The 17,929-nt window shown below is 55.0% G+C and carries 16 protein-coding genes; 7 read left to right on the plus strand and 9 right to left on the minus strand.

What is annotated here, in order from left to right; translation table 11 throughout:
• The first annotated feature begins 8 nt into the window (after positions 1-8).
• The gene (locus CHH67_RS09640; RefSeq protein WP_095264958.1) at positions 9-3,206 is read left to right on the plus strand and encodes an efflux RND transporter permease subunit; all 3,198 of its coding nucleotides are present in this window, start codon (positions 9-11) and stop codon (positions 3,204-3,206) included.
• Positions 3,207-3,308: 102 nt separating this feature from the next.
• Here the strand turns inward: CHH67_RS09640 and CHH67_RS09645 are convergent, their stop codons facing one another.
• Positions 3,309-3,986, minus strand: a complete 678-nt coding sequence (locus tag CHH67_RS09645) for a TorD/DmsD family molecular chaperone (protein WP_095264959.1) — start codon at positions 3,984-3,986, stop codon at positions 3,309-3,311.
• Positions 3,987-4,331: 345 nt separating this feature from the next.
• On the opposite strand from CHH67_RS09645, the gene moaA reads away from it, so the two are divergent.
• Positions 4,332-5,336 (plus strand): GTP 3',8-cyclase MoaA, encoded by a 1,005-nt coding sequence (gene moaA, locus CHH67_RS09655; RefSeq protein ID WP_095264961.1) that lies wholly within the window; start codon positions 4,332-4,334, stop codon positions 5,334-5,336.
• Positions 5,337-5,404: 68 nt separating this feature from the next.
• On the opposite strand, the gene mobA is transcribed toward moaA, so the two are convergent.
• Positions 5,405-6,079, minus strand: coding sequence for a molybdenum cofactor guanylyltransferase (mobA, locus tag CHH67_RS09660; protein WP_095264962.1), 675 nt, complete (start codon positions 6,077-6,079; stop codon positions 5,405-5,407).
• Between the two features lie 184 nt (positions 6,080-6,263).
• On the opposite strand from mobA, the gene CHH67_RS09665 reads away from it, so the two are divergent.
• Positions 6,264-7,499, plus strand: a complete 1,236-nt coding sequence (locus CHH67_RS09665; protein ID WP_425320437.1) for an MFS transporter — start codon at positions 6,264-6,266, stop codon at positions 7,497-7,499.
• Between the two features lie 90 nt (positions 7,500-7,589).
• Here the strand turns inward: CHH67_RS09665 and CHH67_RS09670 are convergent, their stop codons facing one another.
• Positions 7,590-9,329, minus strand: a complete 1,740-nt coding sequence (locus CHH67_RS09670; protein WP_095264964.1) for a glutamine--tRNA ligase/YqeY domain fusion protein — start codon at positions 9,327-9,329, stop codon at positions 7,590-7,592.
• Positions 9,330-9,424: 95 nt separating this feature from the next.
• Between CHH67_RS09670 and CHH67_RS26180 the strand changes: the two genes are divergently transcribed.
• Genes CHH67_RS26180 through CHH67_RS09680 form a run of 3 tightly spaced genes read left to right on the plus strand, consistent with a single transcriptional unit; the run spans position 9,425 to position 10,439 of the window.
• Positions 9,425-9,562, plus strand: a complete 138-nt coding sequence (locus tag CHH67_RS26180; RefSeq protein WP_179292088.1) for a hypothetical protein — start codon at positions 9,425-9,427, stop codon at positions 9,560-9,562.
• Positions 9,563-9,597: 35 nt separating this feature from the next.
• Complete coding sequence (locus CHH67_RS09675; protein WP_095264965.1) at positions 9,598-9,852, plus strand: DUF2164 domain-containing protein; 255 nt, start codon at positions 9,598-9,600, stop codon at positions 9,850-9,852.
• A gap of 41 nt (positions 9,853-9,893) precedes the next feature.
• Positions 9,894-10,439, plus strand: a complete 546-nt coding sequence (locus tag CHH67_RS09680; RefSeq protein WP_095264966.1) for a GNAT family N-acetyltransferase — start codon at positions 9,894-9,896, stop codon at positions 10,437-10,439.
• Between the two features lie 18 nt (positions 10,440-10,457).
• On the opposite strand, the gene CHH67_RS09685 is transcribed toward CHH67_RS09680, so the two are convergent.
• Positions 10,458-11,117 carry an MOSC domain-containing protein gene (locus tag CHH67_RS09685; protein ID WP_095264967.1) on the minus strand — a complete coding sequence of 220 codons (660 nt, stop codon included), beginning with the start codon at positions 11,115-11,117 and terminating at the stop codon, positions 10,458-10,460.
• 161 nt (positions 11,118-11,278) lie between these two features.
• The gene (locus tag CHH67_RS09690) at positions 11,279-11,773 is read right to left on the minus strand and encodes a GNAT family N-acetyltransferase (protein WP_095264968.1); all 495 of its coding nucleotides are present in this window, start codon (positions 11,771-11,773) and stop codon (positions 11,279-11,281) included.
• Between the two features lie 15 nt (positions 11,774-11,788).
• Here CHH67_RS09690 and CHH67_RS26510 point away from each other — a divergent pair, with 15 nt between their 5' ends.
• Positions 11,789-11,956, plus strand: coding sequence for a hypothetical protein (locus tag CHH67_RS26510; RefSeq protein ID WP_176475553.1), 168 nt, complete (start codon positions 11,789-11,791; stop codon positions 11,954-11,956).
• 44 nt (positions 11,957-12,000) lie between these two features.
• Here the strand turns inward: CHH67_RS26510 and CHH67_RS09695 are convergent, their stop codons facing one another.
• The 4 genes from CHH67_RS09695 to CHH67_RS09710 all read right to left on the minus strand — a co-directional run bounded on the left by CHH67_RS09695 (position 12,001) and on the right by CHH67_RS09710 (position 17,872).
• A complete protein-coding gene (locus tag CHH67_RS09695; protein WP_095264969.1) occupies positions 12,001-13,284 on the minus strand; it encodes an MFS transporter in 1,284 nt (427 codons plus the stop codon).
• A gap of 331 nt (positions 13,285-13,615) precedes the next feature.
• On the minus strand, positions 13,616-14,881 hold the full coding sequence (locus CHH67_RS09700) for an MFS transporter (RefSeq protein WP_095264970.1): 1,266 nt from the start codon (positions 14,879-14,881) through the stop codon (positions 13,616-13,618).
• 104 nt (positions 14,882-14,985) lie between these two features.
• Positions 14,986-15,567 (minus strand): TetR/AcrR family transcriptional regulator, encoded by a 582-nt coding sequence (locus CHH67_RS09705; RefSeq protein WP_095264971.1) that lies wholly within the window; start codon positions 15,565-15,567, stop codon positions 14,986-14,988.
• A 238-nt stretch (positions 15,568-15,805) separates the two neighbouring features.
• Entirely contained in the window at positions 15,806-17,872 is a 2,067-nt protein-coding gene (locus CHH67_RS09710) for a molybdopterin-containing oxidoreductase family protein (RefSeq protein WP_095264972.1), read from the minus strand.
• Between the last annotated feature and the right edge of the window lie 57 nt (positions 17,873-17,929).

Consider the following 17,929-nt stretch of genomic DNA (forward strand, 5'->3'; position numbering starts at 1 on the left):
ACCGACGAATGAAAGGAATCATTAACTTTTCGCTTCGTAATAAGTTTGCCATCTGGCTGTTGACGATAATCGTCAGCTTCGGCGGCTTATACAGCGGTCTCACCATGAAGCAGGAGACCATCCCGGACATTAACGTTCCCTTCCTGAGTGTTACGGCCATCTATCCCGGAGCAGCGCCTGAAGGTGTCGTCGAAGAAATATCGAAGCCGCTGGAAACCAGACTTCGGGGAATTGATGGCGTAAAAACCATCACCTCCACCTCGATGGAGAACGCAGCCAACCTGATTGTGGAGTTTGATTACGGCGCAAATCTGGACAACGCTACCGCTGCTGTTCGCGAAGCGCTTAGCGACATTCAGCTGCCGGAGGGGGCACAGCGCCCGACCATCTCCAGATTCAGCATGAGCTCGATGCCAGTCGTCTCGCTCAGCATTGCCAACAATGAAAGCATGAGCCTGGATGAATTAACCCGGATTACGGAGAATGAGATCGCGCCGCAGCTCGAAGATCTCGATGGCGTTGCCACGATTCAGGTAGCTGGCCAATACGTCAATGAAGTGCGGCTCAAATTCAAACAGGACGAAATGAATGAACTCGGACTTACGGAGGATACTGTCAGAGGCATTGTACAGGGGTCCTCGATCTATGCCCCGCTAGGTCTGTTTCAGATGGAAGGTTCCCAGAAAGCCGTTGCGGTTGACGGAGGCATCGTGGATCTGGATGATCTGAAGAACGTTGCCATCCCGGTAATTCCGAGCGGAGCTCCAGCTGCCCCTGGCGGCATGGCGCCTGATGCCGGAATGGGTGGCGCTCCAGGTGCAGGCGTTCCGGATGCAGGTGTTCCGGATGAGCTAGCCCTGGAAGAGCCGGGCACGGCCGATATGGATGCGGGTATTCCTGCCGGCATTCCTACCGTCAAGCTAAGCGATATTGCCGACATTGAGGTGATCGGCACTTCCGAGTCCATCTCCCGGACGAACGGCAAGGAGTCGATCGGCATCCAGATCGTGAAAGCCAATGACGCCAACACCGTGGATGTCGTCAACCTCGTGAAAGATAAAGTCGAAGATTTGAAACAGGTCTATCCGGACATGGATCTGACCATCATGCTGGACCAGGGCAAGCCGATTGAGGATTCCGTCAAAACAATGCTGTCCAAAGCACTGTACGGAGCTCTGTTCGCTGTCCTGATTATTATGGTGTTCCTGCGGAATATCAGATCCACGATCATATCGATCATCTCCATCCCGCTGTCCCTGCTGATTGCTGTGCTGTGCCTGTGGCAGATGGATATTACCCTGAACATGATGTCCCTAGGCGCAATGACCGTTGCCATCGGGCGCGTCGTGGACGACTCGATCGTCGTTATCGAGAATATATACCGGCGAATGTCCCTGTCGACCGAGAAATTAAAAGGGCGGCAGCTCATTCTTGAAGCAACGCGTGAAATGTTTGTACCGATCATGTCCTCGACCATCGTCACCATCGCGGTGTTCCTGCCGCTCACCCTGGTCAGCGGCATGGTAGGCGAGCTGTTCATTCCGTTTGCTCTGACGATTGTATTCGCCCTGCTCGCTTCCCTCGTGGTTGCGATTACGCTGGTGCCAGCTATGGCTCACAGCCTCTTCCGCAAGGGGCTTAAGAATACGCATGATCATGAAGAGAAGCCGGGCGCCATGGCCCGCGGCTATCGCTCGATTTTGAAATGGTCCCTGAATCATAAAATCATTACGTTCGCCATGGCCGTTATTCTGCTGGTGGGCAGCGTATTGTTGACGCCGTTCCTGGGTGTCAGCTTCCTGCCGGAGCAGGAAGACAAGTATGTGATGGTTACGTATTCCCCGGAACCAGGCGTTCTGCTTGAAGATGTAGAAGAGCGTGCGCTGCAAGCGGAGAAATTCATTCTGGAGCAGCCACATATCGAGAAGATGCAATACTCAATCGGCGGCGGCGGTCCGCTTGGCATGGGCAGCTCCTCTGGCAATTCGGGCTTGTTCTATATTATGTATGAACCAGATACCCCGAATTTTGAAGACGTGAAGACCGGTCTGATCGAAGGCCTGGCCGAAATCGTACCGGAAGGCACCTGGGCTAATATGGATATGACCGGGGGCTTCGGCGGATCCCAGCTGACGGTGAACGTATTCGGCGACTCGCTGCAGCAGATCCGACCAGTCGCTGATCAGATTCTGGAGATTGCCAGCCAGGATACCGAAAACTTCGACAATGCGGAGACGAGCCTGTCGGATTCTTATCAGCAATACACCATCGTTGCGGATCAGGAGAAACTGAGCTCTCTCGGTCTTACCGCAGGCCAGCTGGCCATGAAGCTCAGCCCTCAGCGCGAACGTCCCGTGCTGACGGAGATTCAGATTGAGGACAAGAGCTATAAAGTGTATATCGAGGCCGATAGCCAAACCTACACGAGCCTTGAGGAAATTGAGAATGAAACCGTAACGTCACCGCTTGGCATGGACATTCCGATCAAGGAATTGGCCAAGGTTGAAGAAGGAACGACACCGGATACGATCACCCGGATGGATGGCAGAATGACGGTTACCGTGACGGCAGACATTCTGACCAGCGACATTGGTGCGGCTTCCTCGAAGCTGCAAGCTGAAGTTGACAAGCTGGATCTGCCGGACGGCGTCTCCGTACAGTTCGGCGGTGTAACCGAGCAGATTAACGAAACGTTCGGACAGCTAGGTCTGGCCATGCTGGCGGCCATCGCCATCGTCTACTTCGTTCTGGTTGTAACATTCGGAGGCGGACTCGCACCATTCGCCATTCTGTTCTCCCTGCCGTTCATTGTGATCGGTGCGATTGTCGGCCTGCTCGTTGCGGGTGAGACTCTGAACGTATCCGCTCTGATGGGGGTTCTCATGCTGATCGGTATCGTTGTCACCAATGCCATCGTGCTGATCGACCGCGTTATTCATAAAGAGCGCGAGGGACTCAGCACGCGCGAGGCGCTGCTGGAAGCAGGAACGACGCGTCTGCGTCCAATTCTGATGACAGCCTTAGCCACGATCGGTGCGCTGCTGCCGCTGGTGTTCGGATGGGAAAACAGTGCCGGCATCATCTCGCGCGGACTCGGAATTACCGTTATCGGTGGTCTGATCAGCTCGACGCTGCTGACGCTTGTCATCGTTCCGATCGTATACGAATTCCTGATGAAATATCGCAGAAAACAAGTACAAGAGTGATCGCAATTAACAGAAAAGCCGCGGCTCCGATATGGAGACCGCGGCTTTATATTATCTAACCTCATCATTCAAAGGTTGCACGTCTATATTGTAAACGACAGATCAAGAGATTCGACTAACATCCCGGTGCTGTCTCCAGGTTCTCAGCATATGGAGATCCTGAACAAGGAATTCCTCCAATAATCGCGACAGCGATTGATAGAGCGGGCTATCGGTAGCAGTCCTTAAATCCTGGCAAAACGACGGAATCCACGTCAACAGATGATCCTGTAAAAACTTCTCCTGAATTTCCATCAGTTTAATCATGCTGTCCTCGCAATACGTGTTGTTCATCATGCGGTCATGGAGCAATGTCATAAACTCCAGTTCAATCGCGATGTAATCGTCCGCTTCCCCTTCCAGCTTCTTGAACGCAACCCCTACGGAAGCGTAAAACTCCGCCAGATCCTGAGCGTTACCGCGCTTGGTATACTTCGTTTCGGTCAGCGGCCGCTGCTTGGAGTAAGCCAGCAACCGGCGGTACTCCGCCTCTTCATACTCGCTGATGCGCACCAGTTCCTCCGGTGAACGATTGCTTAAATAATTGCGCAGCTCCTGTCCTCCCTGGGACAATTCCGCCGCTTTTCCAATTCCGCTTCCCCGGCTCCATTCTGCAACGAGAGACAACGTTGGCCATTGTCCAAGAAAATCAATAAGCAGCTCATAAATCGCGCCGCGGTTCTCAAGCCACCTGTGGCAGACGTCGGGTACCTCTAAAGTTTGATCAGGTGATATCGTCATATTGAACCTCCTACCTGAAACCGATCTTGTTGGATGTGATATCATTCACAGTATATCTTAGATGCAGGTCTAATGAAAGGGAATTGCATTTTTTTCCGAAAATTTCGGAAATACTTGGGAAGTTTCGCATTCCGGAAGCGCGATAACTTCATTATCCACGGAGCCCCTCGTTTCTTGACAATTTCAGTATACGCCAAACCGAAAGCGCTTACCGTGATAAACCTCACTACACGGCGTCCATATGCCACAGGCCTGTCCGGTTTCCGGACGTGCACTGCGGCATTGACTCTTATCCGGGGAATAGCTACAATGTGACCATGCGAAGCTAGCGAAAGGGGGATGCTCATGATCGAACCGTTAAAAGACTCCTTCGGCCGGGTCCATGATTATATCAGGATATCGGTAACGGACCGATGCAACCTTCGTTGTGTCTATTGTATGCCCGCAGAAGGAATGGAATTCCAACCCCACGACCAAATTATGAGTTTCGAGGAGATAGCTTCCGTACTCCGAGTCCTTGCCCCGATGGGCGTTTCCAAAGTGCGTCTGACCGGCGGCGAGCCGCTTGTACGCAAGGACCTGGAATCGCTGGTAGGCATGATCTCTGCCATTGATGGCATCGAGGATATTTCACTAACCACCAACGGGATGTTTCTGGCATCGAAGGCCAGATTACTGAAGGAAGCGGGATTGACCCGCATCAACATCAGTCTTGATTCCCTCCAGCCGGATCGGTATGAGCGCATCACCCGCGGAGGAAATGTCGAGCGTGTGCTCAGCGGGATCGAGGCTGCCTACGAGGCCGGGCTTGATCCGATCAAGCTGAATATGGTCCTTATGAAGGGCTTCAATGATGATGAGATTCGCGATTTTATCGCGCTTACGCTGGATCGTCCTCTTCACGTCCGATTTATTGAATATATGCCGATTGGCCAGGCTTCCGAGGATTGGCGGAATTCGTATCTGCCGCTGAGCCGGGTTCAGGAAGTATGTCAGGAGGCCGGCTGGGAAGTTGTCGATGAGAAAGGCCCTTCCGGCAACGGGCCCTCCCGCAATATGAAAGTGGCCGGGGCCACTGGTTCGTTCGGCCTGATCCATCCGGTCAGCGAACACTTCTGTGATTCCTGCAATCGGCTCAGACTGACAGCGGACGGCAACATTAAGGCCTGCCTGTACTGGTCGGATGAATTCAACGTTCGCCGGGTCGTCGATGATCCGCAAGCCGTCGCCGATATGTTCCGCAAGGCGCTCGGAGCAAAGCCGCAAAATCATGAAATGGCGCTCGCACTGGAAAGAAAAGCGCAAAGCCATACACCGACCGTGCGTCGGATGTCCCAGATCGGGGGATAACATCAGGTCAGGCCAGATCGCGCTCCATTGCGGTCAGCCTGACCTTTGTTTTTCGGGGGTGGCAGCAGTCATCCGTCTCCAAGCTGCCGATCGGAGGGACCGATCCAGCGGCAGGCTTCCGAATAATCCTCCGGCCTGTTCATATTAAAGAGCAGCCGTTCCGGCTGGTGGCCAGTCAGCTCCGCCAGCCGCGCCTCATCCACGATTTCCTTGCGGAGCCCCAGGATCCAATCTGTTAGACGGAGCTCCCTCTTCTGCAGTCTGCGTTCCAGACCATGTCTGACGTCCCGCCGATAGACAGCCAGCAGCGGCTGCTCACGTCCGGCAGCCACAGGAATGACCGCCTCCAGCCCCGGCTCCCTGCGCTCGGCAGCTTCCGCTATTTGTATCAGCGCGGCAATGACGGCGGCATCAAGGAACGGCATGTCACATGCGGCCACCACGTTCCACCGGCTCTCGGATGCCGACAGCCCTGCATGGATGCCGGACATCGGCCCCAACTGCGGATATCGGTCCGGCACAATGTCAAGACCAAGGAAGGCATAGGCATCTTCATCGTTCGAAGAGATGATGACCCGGCTGCAGATCGGCTTCAAACCGGCAACCGCATGCTCAATGGAGCGCTTATCCCCTACCGGCAGCAGCGCCTTATTGGTGCCCATCCGGCGGGAGGCGCCCCCAGCCAGCACAATGCCGGTTACGACCGTATTTTTCTCCTCTTCACTTGCGTGATTTCCGTTCATGTTTAGACAACCCTTTCATCGTTTATCGCTGCATTCCGGACCCATTATCAGTATCCTTGTTGAAAAATACGATAAAAAGATCATTTGTATCCCATATGAATGCGTGTTACATTGAGAAGGACAGGCAGCTACTGAGACACTGTCGCATTATGGACTGCATTCGGTTCTGAAAGGAATGACCTTCTTGCGGAATAAGAACAATGACTCAGCATCCTTGCACTCCCTGAAGCTGTTCAACTTCTTCATGTATGGAACCATGGTCATCTTCACCGGTTTCTTCCAGCTGTACTTACAGGATATCGGCATGAGCAAAATCGAGATCGGCAGCCTGATGGCCATCGCTCCATTCGTGTCGGTATTTGCCAATCCTTTCTGGGGCTTCTGGAGCGACCGGGCTGGAGATATCAAACGCGTGCTTCTGATTATGATGGCCGGCACTCTGCTGTTGGTACAGTGGGTATTTCAGGCCCACACGTATACGATGATTTATATGGCCATGATTCTGTTTTATTTTTTCCAGACACCGATGTTCTCTCAGACCAACACATTAATTCTGACCTATATTGAAGGAACCCGGCATAAATTCGGCGCCTTCCGGCTGTGGGGCTCCCTCGGCTGGGCTTTGACCGCAATTGCGGCCGGACCTGTAATAGACAGGCTCGGCTCCGGGCGGATTTCGATCGTATTCTCGGTTATGCTTGTGCTGGCAGCGGTGCTGATCTTCCTGCTTCCCGGCGTCCAGCGGACCAGCCATACGGCCAGCGTCAGCCTGAAAGGATTCGGGCGGCTGTTCTCCAACATGTACTTTATTGCATTCATTCTGCTTGGCATCATTGTATCGGTTCCGAACACGGCAAACAATACGTTTATGTCCATTTACATACTGGAGCTCGGCGGCTCCAAACAGATGGTCGGACTGGCGATATTTTTTGCCTCTATCTTCGAAATCGCTGTCTTTCTGCTGTTTGACCGATTCCTCAAGCGGAACATCCATGTGCTTGTCGGATGTCTGGCCGTCGTCAGTCTGCTGTTTGCCCTCCGCTGGTATCTGATGGCGGACGCCTCCAGCCCGATCGAGGTCGCCTTCATCCAGCTGCTTCACTGCGTCACCTTCGGCGGTTACTTCTATGTCGGGGTCCAGCTGACGATGCTGTTCGTTCCACGGGCGTTCCAGGCGACGGGCCAAGCGCTGTATACGCTGAGCTGGAGCGGCATCTCCGGTGTCATTGGCGGCATTGCCGGCGGCTGGATGTTCCAGAACTTCGGGGCCCAGATGATGTACCAGTCGGGCATGCTGCTGGCCATCATGGGGGCGATCGGCTTTGGCAGCATGTGGTATACCTTGCGCAGACAAGGCTATCATCCGCTAAACCTGGATGAGAACGGTCAAGAGATCGAAGAGGTTTCGACAACCGAATAGCGTTGAGCAACTAAAAAAGACTCGAACATCGACCAAGATGTTCGAGTCTTTTGCAATGTAAAGTCCCTGTTGCCGCTTCGATGCTAAAGCTTATTTCTTCGGCAGCTGGAAAGAGCTCTTGAGCGAAACGACACGGTTGAATACCGGACGCCCCGGCTCCGAATATTTGGAATCGACATTGAAGTAGCCATGACGGAAAAATTGGAACTTATCCTGCGGTTTGGCCTCCTTCATATTCGGTTCCACAAAGCCGTGCACGATTTGCAGCGAGTTTGGATTCAGATCGTCCAGGAACGACTTCTCCACTGGCGTCTCGGTCTCCGTAGCCTCGCCTTCGGCTTCTCCGGCAATTTCCTGTTCCGGCTCTTCTTCGGCAGCCGTCTCGTCCTTGAATAGCGGCTCGTACAGTCTGAACTCCGCCGGCACCGCCTGGGAAGCCTCCACCCAGTGGATCGTTCCCTTCACCTTGCGGCCGGTAAAGCCGGTGCCGCTCTTCGTCTCGGGATCGTATGTGCAGTGAAGCTCAACGACTTCACCGTTCTCGTCCTTGATCACTTCATTGCACTTGATGAAGTAGGCATGCTTCAAGCGAACCTCATTGCCCGGGAACAGCCGGAAATACTTGCTCGGCGGATCCTCCATGAAGTCTTCCCGCTCGATGTAAATTTCACGGGAGAACGGAATTTGACGCGACCCCATCTCCGGATTCTCCGAATTGTTCTCCGCCTCAAGCCATTCCGTCTCCCCTTCCGGGTAGTTGGTAATGACCACCTTGAGCGGATCGATCACCGCCATCGTCCGAGGCGCCTTCAGCTTCAGATCCTCGCGAATGAAGTGCTCCATCACCTGGCGGTCCACCGTGCCATAGGCTTTGGAAATGCCGGTCTCATACACAAAGTTGCGAATGGCCTCCGGCGTGTAGCCCAGACGGCGCATCCCGGAAATGGTCGGCATCCGCGGGTCATCCCAGCCATCCACAACCTGCTCATCTACCAGCTGCTTGAGCTTCCGCTTGCTCGTAACGGTCTGAGCGACATTCAGTCTGCCGAACTCATACTGGCGGGGGACGCTCTCCATCTCGCACTCCGCGATGACCCAGTCGTAGAACGGGCGCTGATCTTCGAACTCAAGCGAGCACAGCGAGTGCGTAACTCCTTCGATCGCATCCTCCAGAGGATGAGCGTAAGCATACATCGGATAAATGCACCACTTATCTCCGGTATTATGATGATGCGCATGGGAAATCCGGTAGATAACCGGATCGCGAAGGTTGATGTTCGGTGAAGCCATATCGATCTTGGCGCGAAGCACACGCTCGCCATTGGCGAATTCACCTGCACGCATACGCTCGAACAGGTCCAGGTTCTCCGCCACGCTGCGATCACGGTAAGGACTGTTCTTGCCCGGTTCTGTCAGCGTTCCGCGCGCCCGCCGAATCTCATCCGGGGACTGATCGTCCACATAGGCCTTCCCTTTCTTAATCAGCAGAACCGCGCGGTCATACATCTCTTCAAAATAGTCAGAGGCATAGCGAAGCTCCTCCCATTCAAAACCGAGCCACTTCACATCTTCCTTGATCGAGTTCACATACTCGATGTCTTCCTTGACCGGGTTCGTGTCGTCAAACCGAAGATGTGTCCGCCCGCCAAACTCGTCAGCCAGCGTGAAATTGATCCAGATCGCCTTGGCATGTCCGATATGCAGGTAGCCGTTGGGCTCCGGCGGGAATCGGGTAACAATCTCCTTCACCTTGCCGGACTTCAAGTCATCTTCAATTATGTTTTTTATAAAATTGGAGGGGGTGCCCCGATGGTTCTCCACGTTGATCAACCTTTCGTCCTAATTTTCCGTCTATTAGCCTGTATAAACGTGTTTCTCTTAAATATACCTGTAACGCCGCAATTGTTCAAGGAATGGAGAGCTTCTTGGCAGGATGGATTTGGGCTGCTGAAGCCGATATCCGCTCTGGCATGGACATGTCCCCTGTATCCGCATCGGCGGCTAAAGGCAAGCTGCAGCGGCGGGATCAAGCAGGCTTTGACGGTGGCTTTTTATTGAGGTAGCATGAAAGAAAACTTCCAAATAGGAGGGCTTCTTCATGAGACCCCTTAAAATTCCCAAGGAGCAACGCGAGCTATTGGTAGAGCAAGTGATGGAATATTTCGAAGTGGAGCGCGGTGAGCCGATCGGCCATCTGGCTGCAGAAAGTGTGCTTGATTTTTTCACGGCGACCCTCGGCCCCTATATATACAACCAGGCGCTCAGCGATTGCAGGCTTGTGGTGAATGACAGGATGGCCACCCTTGAAGAAGACATCTATGCGCTGGAGCAAAGCGTGAGAAGAACCCGATAAAGAAGTCGGGAATACCGAAGGAATGGGAGAAGAAGAACACGATGTTTGCATTTACGCTTGACGAACATGTGGAACTGCGCCCCTTGGCGATTGAGCATGCACGGGCGCTGTTCGAGCTTACAGACCGGTCGCGGGACCGCCTGCGGAAGTGGCTGCCGTGGGTTGACGCGGTGCGGGAAGTGAATGATTCATTGAATTATATAAAAGGATCGCTTAAGCAAGCGGCCGATAACGGCGGCTTCTCCGCCGGCATCTGGGTTCGTGAAGAACTCGCTGGCACGATCTCATACCACGAGATCGACTGGAACAACCGCTCCGTCGGCATCGGCTACTGGCTGGGCGAGCGTTACACCGGGCAGGGGCTGATGACCAGCGCTTGCCGCGCATTCACCGAGCACGCCTTGATGCGGATGGGGCTGAATCGGGTAGAGATTCGCTGTGCCACCGCCAATCAGCGCAGTCGTGCCATCCCCGAGCGGCTCGGTTTCGTCCTGGAAGGGGTTATTCGCGAAGCGGAGAAGCTGCCCCAAGGCTATGTCAACCATGCGGTCTATGGCATGCTGCAAAGCGAATGGAGACGGCTGTAAAATCATAGGTTCTGTACGTTAGGAGCTGGAGCTGCGCAGCGCTTCAAGCCACTTGGCGAACTGGCCTTTCACGCTCGAAGACAGCTCCTCCAGCTCCAGCATGCGGCACAGGCCGGACTCATCCTTGCGGCCGTCCTTCATCAGGAGCAGCACCTCGCGCACGGTGATCCCTTTCGGATGAGCTTCAAGACGGGTTACCGGAGAGGCGGCACTCACTTCACCTTCCTCCAGCACACGGAAATAAAAGCCGCTGTAACCGGTGTTCAGCACACGGGCCGGCATATCCTTCACCCCATGCTTCTGCGACAGCTTGAAGCACGGGTATCTCGGCTGGCTGATCTGCACCACCGCTTCTCCGACCCGGAATACATCCCCGATGCTCACCTGATCCTCAAGCAGGCCCTGGAGCGTCAGGTTCTCCCCAAATGAAGCGGGCGGCATCTCCTTGCCAAGGGAGCTGGCCCAATACTTATAATGCTCGAACGGATAGGCGCATACCGCCTTGTCCGCTCCCCCATGATGGACGAGATCGGCCTGGCCGTCGCCTGCAAAATTTTCTTTCCCCAGAAATACCGCACCCTCTACCGGCTGCTTGTAAATGCCCGTACTCAAAGGCTTGCCTAGATAATCTACCGTGATCGGCTTCCCTACGTTCAGGGATACAATCCGCATACTCATCTTCTGCCAGCTCCCTCTTATCTATTTGATCGTTATCTAAACTATATGCACATGCGCAGCCCTTGTCTAGCCGCAGACAGGACCCACGCCCCTCATACAATACAAGCGGCCCGGCATCCTGCCGAACCGCTCCTGTATACGATCAATAGCATCTTATCTTATCAGACAAAAAGGCACATCCATATCTCGTCCACAAACCGGCCGTCCACCTCGAATTCCCTTGACAGCCGCCCTTCCTCCTGAAACCCGCAGGCTTGGTAGAAAGCAAGCGCCCCGGGATTGCAGGACAGCACCCGCAGCCTCAGCTTCGCGACCCCTTCCCTCCGGGCCATATGCCAAGCCGCTTCGATCAGCTGCCGACCAATGCCCTGACGCCGATACGAAGGATGAACGGCGATGTTCAGCTCCTTCACGTGGCGTTGACTCGCCAGACCGCTCGGGGATCGAAAGCCGACATACCCGCACAGCACATCCCCTGTAAAGGCAACCAGCTGGCTTCCGGGGGGACAGTGCAGCAAGTATTGCTCCCGCGATGTCCACACAAGCGGCTCCGGCGCCGTATTCCGGTCCCAGACCAGATGATCCAGCTCCATCAGGCAGCCGGCATCCTTCATCTCGGACAAGCGGATCAGCAGAACTTCCTGGCTGGCTTTCATGGCATCCCCCCCTCTATGAACCGTAGCTACTCTCATTATAACAGCTGGCTGGGATCCATGCAGGGACGGTCATCGCCTGAGCCGGCCAGCCTGGGGCAGAAGTCGGGCACCTCCATGCAGGGGCGCTGCCGAGGGACTACACAGGAGCGTGAAGCCGTGCATGCCACAGGCCGGCAGCCTTAGCGTCATCCTTTCGCGTGAAGACATAATACCTTCCAGCGCAACCATCAAGATTCAGACGGCTTATCCAGCAGTGGCTTCTGCAGCACCGTGCCCCCGAGAGGCGGGGCACCGCCCGCATCCTCCGGAAGTGTAAAATGACGGCTCATTCGCGCATGCACAACAAAGGCGATACATGAGAGCACCGCTGTTGCGGCGGCCAGCCATGCGACCGGTGTCAGTCCGCCGCTGTCAAACATCGTTCCCATAAAGTACGGCCCGAGCACCCGTCCAGCTGCGCCCATGCCGCCGGCGACGCCGATATAGAACGGAGCCGAACGGCCCGCCCGCTCCGAGATGAAGGCCGGAATTGCCGGCGAGATCAGCATCTCGCCTAAGGTGGCCAGCACCATCGCCAGCACCAACCCCGGGTAACTCTGCATCAAGGCAATCACCACATAAGCCGCCAGGTAGAATAGCGCACTTGCCGTCATCTGGCTGGACTCCGTGCGGGCCAGCCAGCGTCTGATCAAGCCGACAAGCGGCTGGGCGGCAAAGATGAGAATGCCGTTCAGCGTCCACAGATACCCGTATGCGGCCTTCGACATCCCCTCGGAGATGATGAACGGCGATACGCCTGTATTCCAGATGGAATTGCCGAACCAGAGAAACAATGAGCCGAGTCCCATATACAGATAAATCCGTGTATGGGAAAGCAGCGCCCACGCACCCGGCCCGGCCGACAGCGGCGTTTTGCGAAGGGCTGGGCCTGCTGCCTCCTTCGGCGCATCCAGCTTGGTCAGATAGATCAGGAAGAACACCGCAAAACCAAATGATGTTACCCCGTTCAGCACAAAGCTGAGATGGTACGAGATTTCCGCCAGAAAGCCGCTCATTGCGGTTCCGAGCGCAACTCCGATATTGTTCGCCACATAGACGACGTTGAACAGCTCTCCCCGCCGATCGGCAAAGCGAAAGCCGATAAAGGCCTGTATCGCCGGCATCGAGACGGCGTTAAAGAGCCCGACGAGCCCCATCGTCACAATGAGAAGGCTCCAATATCCGTTGATCAGCGGAAGCGAGAACAGGCCAAGCGCATTCAGCAGCAAGGAGCCGACGATCAATCTTTTTACGCCGACCTTATGATACAGCGCTCCACCGAGGAGCTGGCCGATAATGCCCCCAAGCGACTGTATAAGGATCACCAGTCCTGCATCCTGCATGCTGCGGTTCAGTTCATCAAACACATACATCGTCGTCAGTGGCCACATCAAGGAACCGCCGGCGGATGCAACCAGGCTGGCTACGAGAAATGCTTTTACTTCCTTGGGATACTGCGATAATAACTTCATCGTGAAAAGTCTCCAAAAGCGCGACAGGCAAGCCAAAGTTCCGCTGCCTGTAAGCGTCCATATCCATAATAGAATAGCTGGCGGCATGTTCATCTGTCTGCATGCCAGCGCAGTGGGAATCGATGAAACGCACAGAAAAAAAAGCCCTTCCGGGCTCTTTTTACGTGAACAGCGACTCGCTGATATCTCTCGTGAATCGCCTCTATGATCAAGTGACACCTATGGTGGTCTTGTCGATCGCCCACCATTTAGTATCGCCTCAAGCGGCGTTTTCGGCAAGCACATTCATTGACGCTTTAACTCAGCAATAACAGGCGGCTGACAACCGCCCTTATTGCGAAGAACAGGCGGGCGCTGAGGATGATGCAGTCACTTGGGGCGTTTGGGCTCCGGAAGACAGCGCCGAGGAGGCTGCCGGCAGCCGGAGGCTGATCAGGGAGGCCAGCAGGAACAATCCGCCGGCGGTAAAATAAACGACGAAAATGGACGTCAGCGACATGTACACCCCGGTTATCCCTGATCCGATCAGCAGCATGGCGGTAAATGCCGGACTCAGCAGACCGCTCATCCTTCCCACATAAGCCTCCTCCACGCCCCGGATGACCATGGCCATCAGTGCAGTCTGTCCCAGCGCCAGCAACAGCCCGGTCAGAAAACGAAGCGATCCGGTCAAGAGCGGCCATAGGGACAGCACCTCCACACAAGTGGAGATCCCGAGAAATGCCAAGCCGATGAAGAGCAGCAGCCTCCCGTTCAGCTTTCCGGCAAGAATCGCTGCCATAATTCCGCCGGCGAGCATGCCGACTCCTTCCAGTGCAGTGAACCACTGAACAGCGGTCATGTCCAGCTGCAGTCGATTCGTGATCACGAAGATGTCGAGCGGCTGGACGAGACCCGCGCCCAGGGCAAGCACTGCATAGATCAGAAGCATGATCCGGAGCATTCGGCTTCCCGTGATGTAACGGATTCCCTCGCCCAGCTCCCTGCGGAAGGAGGACGGCCCGCTTCGTACCGTCCCGCCCTCATCCACCGAAGAAGGAATACAGACGATAAGAACAGCCGACAGTCCGAAGACGCCGAGCAGACTGAACAAGGAAGCCTCCAGGCCAAGGTGCTGGTAGATCGCCGTGCCTATAATGGGACCGGCGATAATGAACAGCGACATCATCGATTGCGATAAGGCGGTCGCCTGGGCAACCAGTTCATCCGGGAGACTGCGCTTAATAATCTTCACAGATGCTGGCTGAGAGAATTGCGAGGCGATCGCTGAGACCAGCGTGACCGCAAATACGGCTTGCCACATTCCCGACATGACGGTGAACAGAATGATCACAATCGATATGAAGCTGAGGATGTCGCCCCACAGCATCGTTCTCCGGGGACGCCAACGATCCGCGAGCACCCCGCCAATGGCCGAGAAGATAAAGATCGGCGCATACTCAATAACCGTAAGCAGGGAGACCGCAACCGGATTTCCCCCGCTCTTCTCCATAATGAAGAACAGCAAAGCCATATTGCGAATCCAGATCCCTACATTTTGCAGAAGATCAGATAACATCAGTAGAACAAAAGCGCGGCTCGACAGTAGACCTTTCATTAAACACATCCCCTTTTCTATAAAACCGACTAGTCAGTTTATTAAATGGTGAAGACAAACCGTATCCTATGGAGATAGGAGCACGGTTCCATGATGTCATGCTGCTATAAGATCCCGCGAAGGAAAATATCCACCCCGCGATGGTACAGCTTCCTCAAATCCTCGCTGGAGCGCTCGTAAAACGAGGTCGACATGCCATCCAGCATGGAAGCAAAGATGATCACCATTTCATCCACATCGTCTGCAGCCATCTTCCCTTCCCGAACGCCATCGGCAAAAATATCGCGGTAAAGCTGTCTCGGTGCTTGAACAATCTCGAGCAACTGTTCCATAAGGTTGCTGTCTTCCGCGCCGCCTAGATGAAATTCCTCGGCTACTTTGACGAGCGGATTCAGGTAGAAATCGTCCACCAGGTGGTCGGCCACCCCGTACAGCTTGGCTTCAAACCCGCTATACTGACTGCTTTTTTCCTCCCATGCCCGCATCCATTCCTCATTTTGCCGCAGAAGAATCTGGACAAACAGCTGTTCCTTGCTCTCGAAGTGATAATAGATGCTGCCCTTGCTGATCCCGCTGTACCGAACCAGATCATCCATGGATGTTGCGGCATATCCGTGCTGAATAAACAGCTCCTTCGCTTTGTCCAGAATGAGGTCCCGTTTTCGGAGTGCTTTCTCTGTCGCCATTGCCGCGCCTCCTTCACCACAACTCCTTAAAAACCGACTGTACGGTTTAATTCTAACGAACAGACCCCCACTTGTAAAGAAAAGAATATTGCGGATACAAAAATCCCCCGGCAAAAGACATCCGTTCCTGGATCATCTTGGCTTGCCGGAGGACTCCAATTTCTTATCGCTTCGAACGTGATAATGCCGCTCACCGCGGCCTGCTTGCCAGCAGCGTCTACTCCATCGATCAGCTGCCTTACGGCTGCCGTTGTACCTCAACCACGGTGGAGAAGAAGGTGGCCCCTTCTCCCATATCCGACAGGCGATCCGGCGTCAGCGCATTCGCGCGCTGCTTCCGACTCTCCCCTTCCCACCACAGGCCTTGGCTGACCACGGTGCCCGGCAGCATTTTGTCCGTTACCTTCGCCGTTACCTCATACGTGCCGCGATCGTTGTACACCACAACCTGATCGCCGTCCTCAATCCCCCGCTCATGTGCATCCTCAGGGTGAATCTGGAGCACCGGCTGTTTCTCCAGCTGCTGATGCTTCGGCACATTGGCAAAGGTGGAGTTCAGGAAATTATGGTTTGGCGGCGAGATGAACATGAGCGGATATTGGCGTCCCCGCCCGCGCCGCACGCCGTCATATCCCTCCTTCACCGGGACGTAGCTCGGCAGCGGCGGCAGTCCGGCCGCTTCCAGCTCGGCCGAATACAGCTCGATCTTCCCTGACGGTGTCGGAAGTCTGTCCAGATAGGTCGCCAGCGGCGACATATCCAGCTTCACGAACCGCTCCTTCTTCAATCGCTCCAGTGTCACTCCGTTCAAGTACGGATTGTCCGGATAATCGAGCGCCTGGACAATCATATCTTCCTCTCGCTCGCCGAACGCTTCCTCGTCCAATCCCATCGCTCTGCCGAGCAGGGAGAACAGCTCCACATTGCTTTTGCTCTCGCCGAGGGCAGGAATAACGGGCTCCTGAAGCTGAACGTACTGATGCCAATACGATGCGTACAGATCCGTATTCTCAAATGAGGAGGTCGCCGGAAGCACGATATCCGCATACTTCGCCGTATCGGTCATGAACAGGTCATGGACGACGGTGAACAGATCCTCCCGGGCAAAACCCGCCTGCACTCGCTCTGCATCCGGTGCCACGACCAGCGGGTTGCTGCAATAGACAAACAACGCTTTGATCGGATGCTCCGTCATCGCCAGCGCTTCACCGATCCGGTTCATATTGATGGTTCGCGCCTCTGGGTTCGGCCGCAGGTCCGGCCGCTCCAGCGCTTCGCTGTTCATGCTGTTATAGCCGCCGTTCGATTTCGCCGCACCGCCGCCGCGCTTCAGCCATTGACCGGTCAGCGCAGGCAGACAGGTGATGCTGCGAACGGTCAAGCCGCCATTGTCATGATGCTGAAGACCGTTGCCAATGTGGATGTAGGATACCGCCGCACGCCCGTATAGGTCAGCCAGCTTCTCGATATCCGCCACCGGAATGCCGGTAATGCTCGACACGTATTCCGGTGTATAAGAGGCTGCATGCTCCCGGAGCTGTTCATGCCCCAGCGTATAGCGCTGAAGGAACTCCTCATCCACCAGACCGTCGCGGAACATAATATGCATGATGCCGACAGCCAGCGCAGCATCGGTGCCCGGGTACAGCGGGATAAACCAGTCGGCCCACTGTCCCGTCTGATTTTTGTGGACGTCGATCACAATGACTTTAGTTCCGCGCTTGCGGGCCTTCTCAGCCAGCACAACCTGGTGCATGTTGGTGCTCACAATATTGCCGCCCCATACGATGATGACGTCGGCATGCTCCGTATCCTCCGGCACCGTCCCGCCGTTAAAGCCCATGACCGACTTGAAGCCCGCATTGCCTGCGGAATTACAGATCGTCTGCTTCAATTGACTCGCGCCAAGCGCGTTGAAAAAACGCCGGTCCATGCCGTCCACACTCAGAATGCCCATGTTCCCATAGAAGCTGTATGGCAGGATGCTTTCCGGACCATACTGCGCGATCAAGGCCTTGAACCGCTCTGTAATTTCCCGAATCGCCTCGTCCCAGCTGATTCGCTCAAAGGCGCCTTCGCCTTTCGCGCCTGTCCGCCGGAGCGGATACAGGACGCGCTCGGGATGGTATATGCGGTGTGTCATATGGCGGACTTTGTTACAGATGGCCCCCTTGGTAATCGGATGCTCCGGATTGCCTGTAACCTTCACGATTTTCCCGTTCTCTTTATGCAGCAGAAGGCCGCATGTATCCGGACAATCCAGCGGGCAAACCGCCGGAAACACGCCGTTTTCCTGTTGAATCATTTCGTCCTCTCCCTTCGGCACGTCTGCATGTGATCTTTCTTAATCTTAAAGGGAGCC

Source organism: Paenibacillus campinasensis, assembly GCF_002272015.1.
GTDB classification, from domain to species: domain Bacteria; phylum Bacillota; class Bacilli; order Paenibacillales; family Paenibacillaceae; genus Paenibacillus_AQ; species Paenibacillus_AQ campinasensis.

Excerpts from the sequence above, each read along its gene's own strand:
- CHH67_RS09680 (WP_095264966.1), top strand. The coding sequence starts at position 9,894 with ATGTTTGCATTTACGCTTGACGAACATGTGGAACTGCGCCCCTTGGCG.
- mobA (WP_095264962.1), bottom strand. The coding sequence starts at position 6,079 with ATGAACGGAAATCACGCAAGTGAAGAGGAGAAAAATACGGTCGTAACC.
- CHH67_RS09695 (WP_095264969.1), bottom strand. The coding sequence starts at position 13,284 with ATGAAGTTATTATCGCAGTATCCCAAGGAAGTAAAAGCATTTCTCGTA.
- CHH67_RS09700 (WP_095264970.1), bottom strand. The coding sequence starts at position 14,881 with ATGAAAGGTCTACTGTCGAGCCGCGCTTTTGTTCTACTGATGTTATCT.
- CHH67_RS09690 (WP_095264968.1), bottom strand. The coding sequence starts at position 11,773 with ATGAAAGCCAGCCAGGAAGTTCTGCTGATCCGCTTGTCCGAGATGAAG.
- CHH67_RS09675 (WP_095264965.1), top strand. The coding sequence starts at position 9,598 with ATGAGACCCCTTAAAATTCCCAAGGAGCAACGCGAGCTATTGGTAGAG.
- CHH67_RS09640 (WP_095264958.1), top strand. The coding sequence starts at position 9 with ATGAAAGGAATCATTAACTTTTCGCTTCGTAATAAGTTTGCCATCTGG.
- CHH67_RS09645 (WP_095264959.1), bottom strand. The coding sequence starts at position 3,986 with ATGACGATATCACCTGATCAAACTTTAGAGGTACCCGACGTCTGCCAC.
- CHH67_RS26510 (WP_176475553.1), top strand. The coding sequence starts at position 11,789 with ATGAACCGTAGCTACTCTCATTATAACAGCTGGCTGGGATCCATGCAG.
- CHH67_RS09705 (WP_095264971.1), bottom strand. The coding sequence starts at position 15,567 with ATGGCGACAGAGAAAGCACTCCGAAAACGGGACCTCATTCTGGACAAA.
- CHH67_RS09710 (WP_095264972.1), bottom strand. The coding sequence starts at position 17,872 with ATGATTCAACAGGAAAACGGCGTGTTTCCGGCGGTTTGCCCGCTGGAT.
- moaA (WP_095264961.1), top strand. The coding sequence starts at position 4,332 with ATGATCGAACCGTTAAAAGACTCCTTCGGCCGGGTCCATGATTATATC.
- CHH67_RS09685 (WP_095264967.1), bottom strand. The coding sequence starts at position 11,117 with ATGAGTATGCGGATTGTATCCCTGAACGTAGGGAAGCCGATCACGGTA.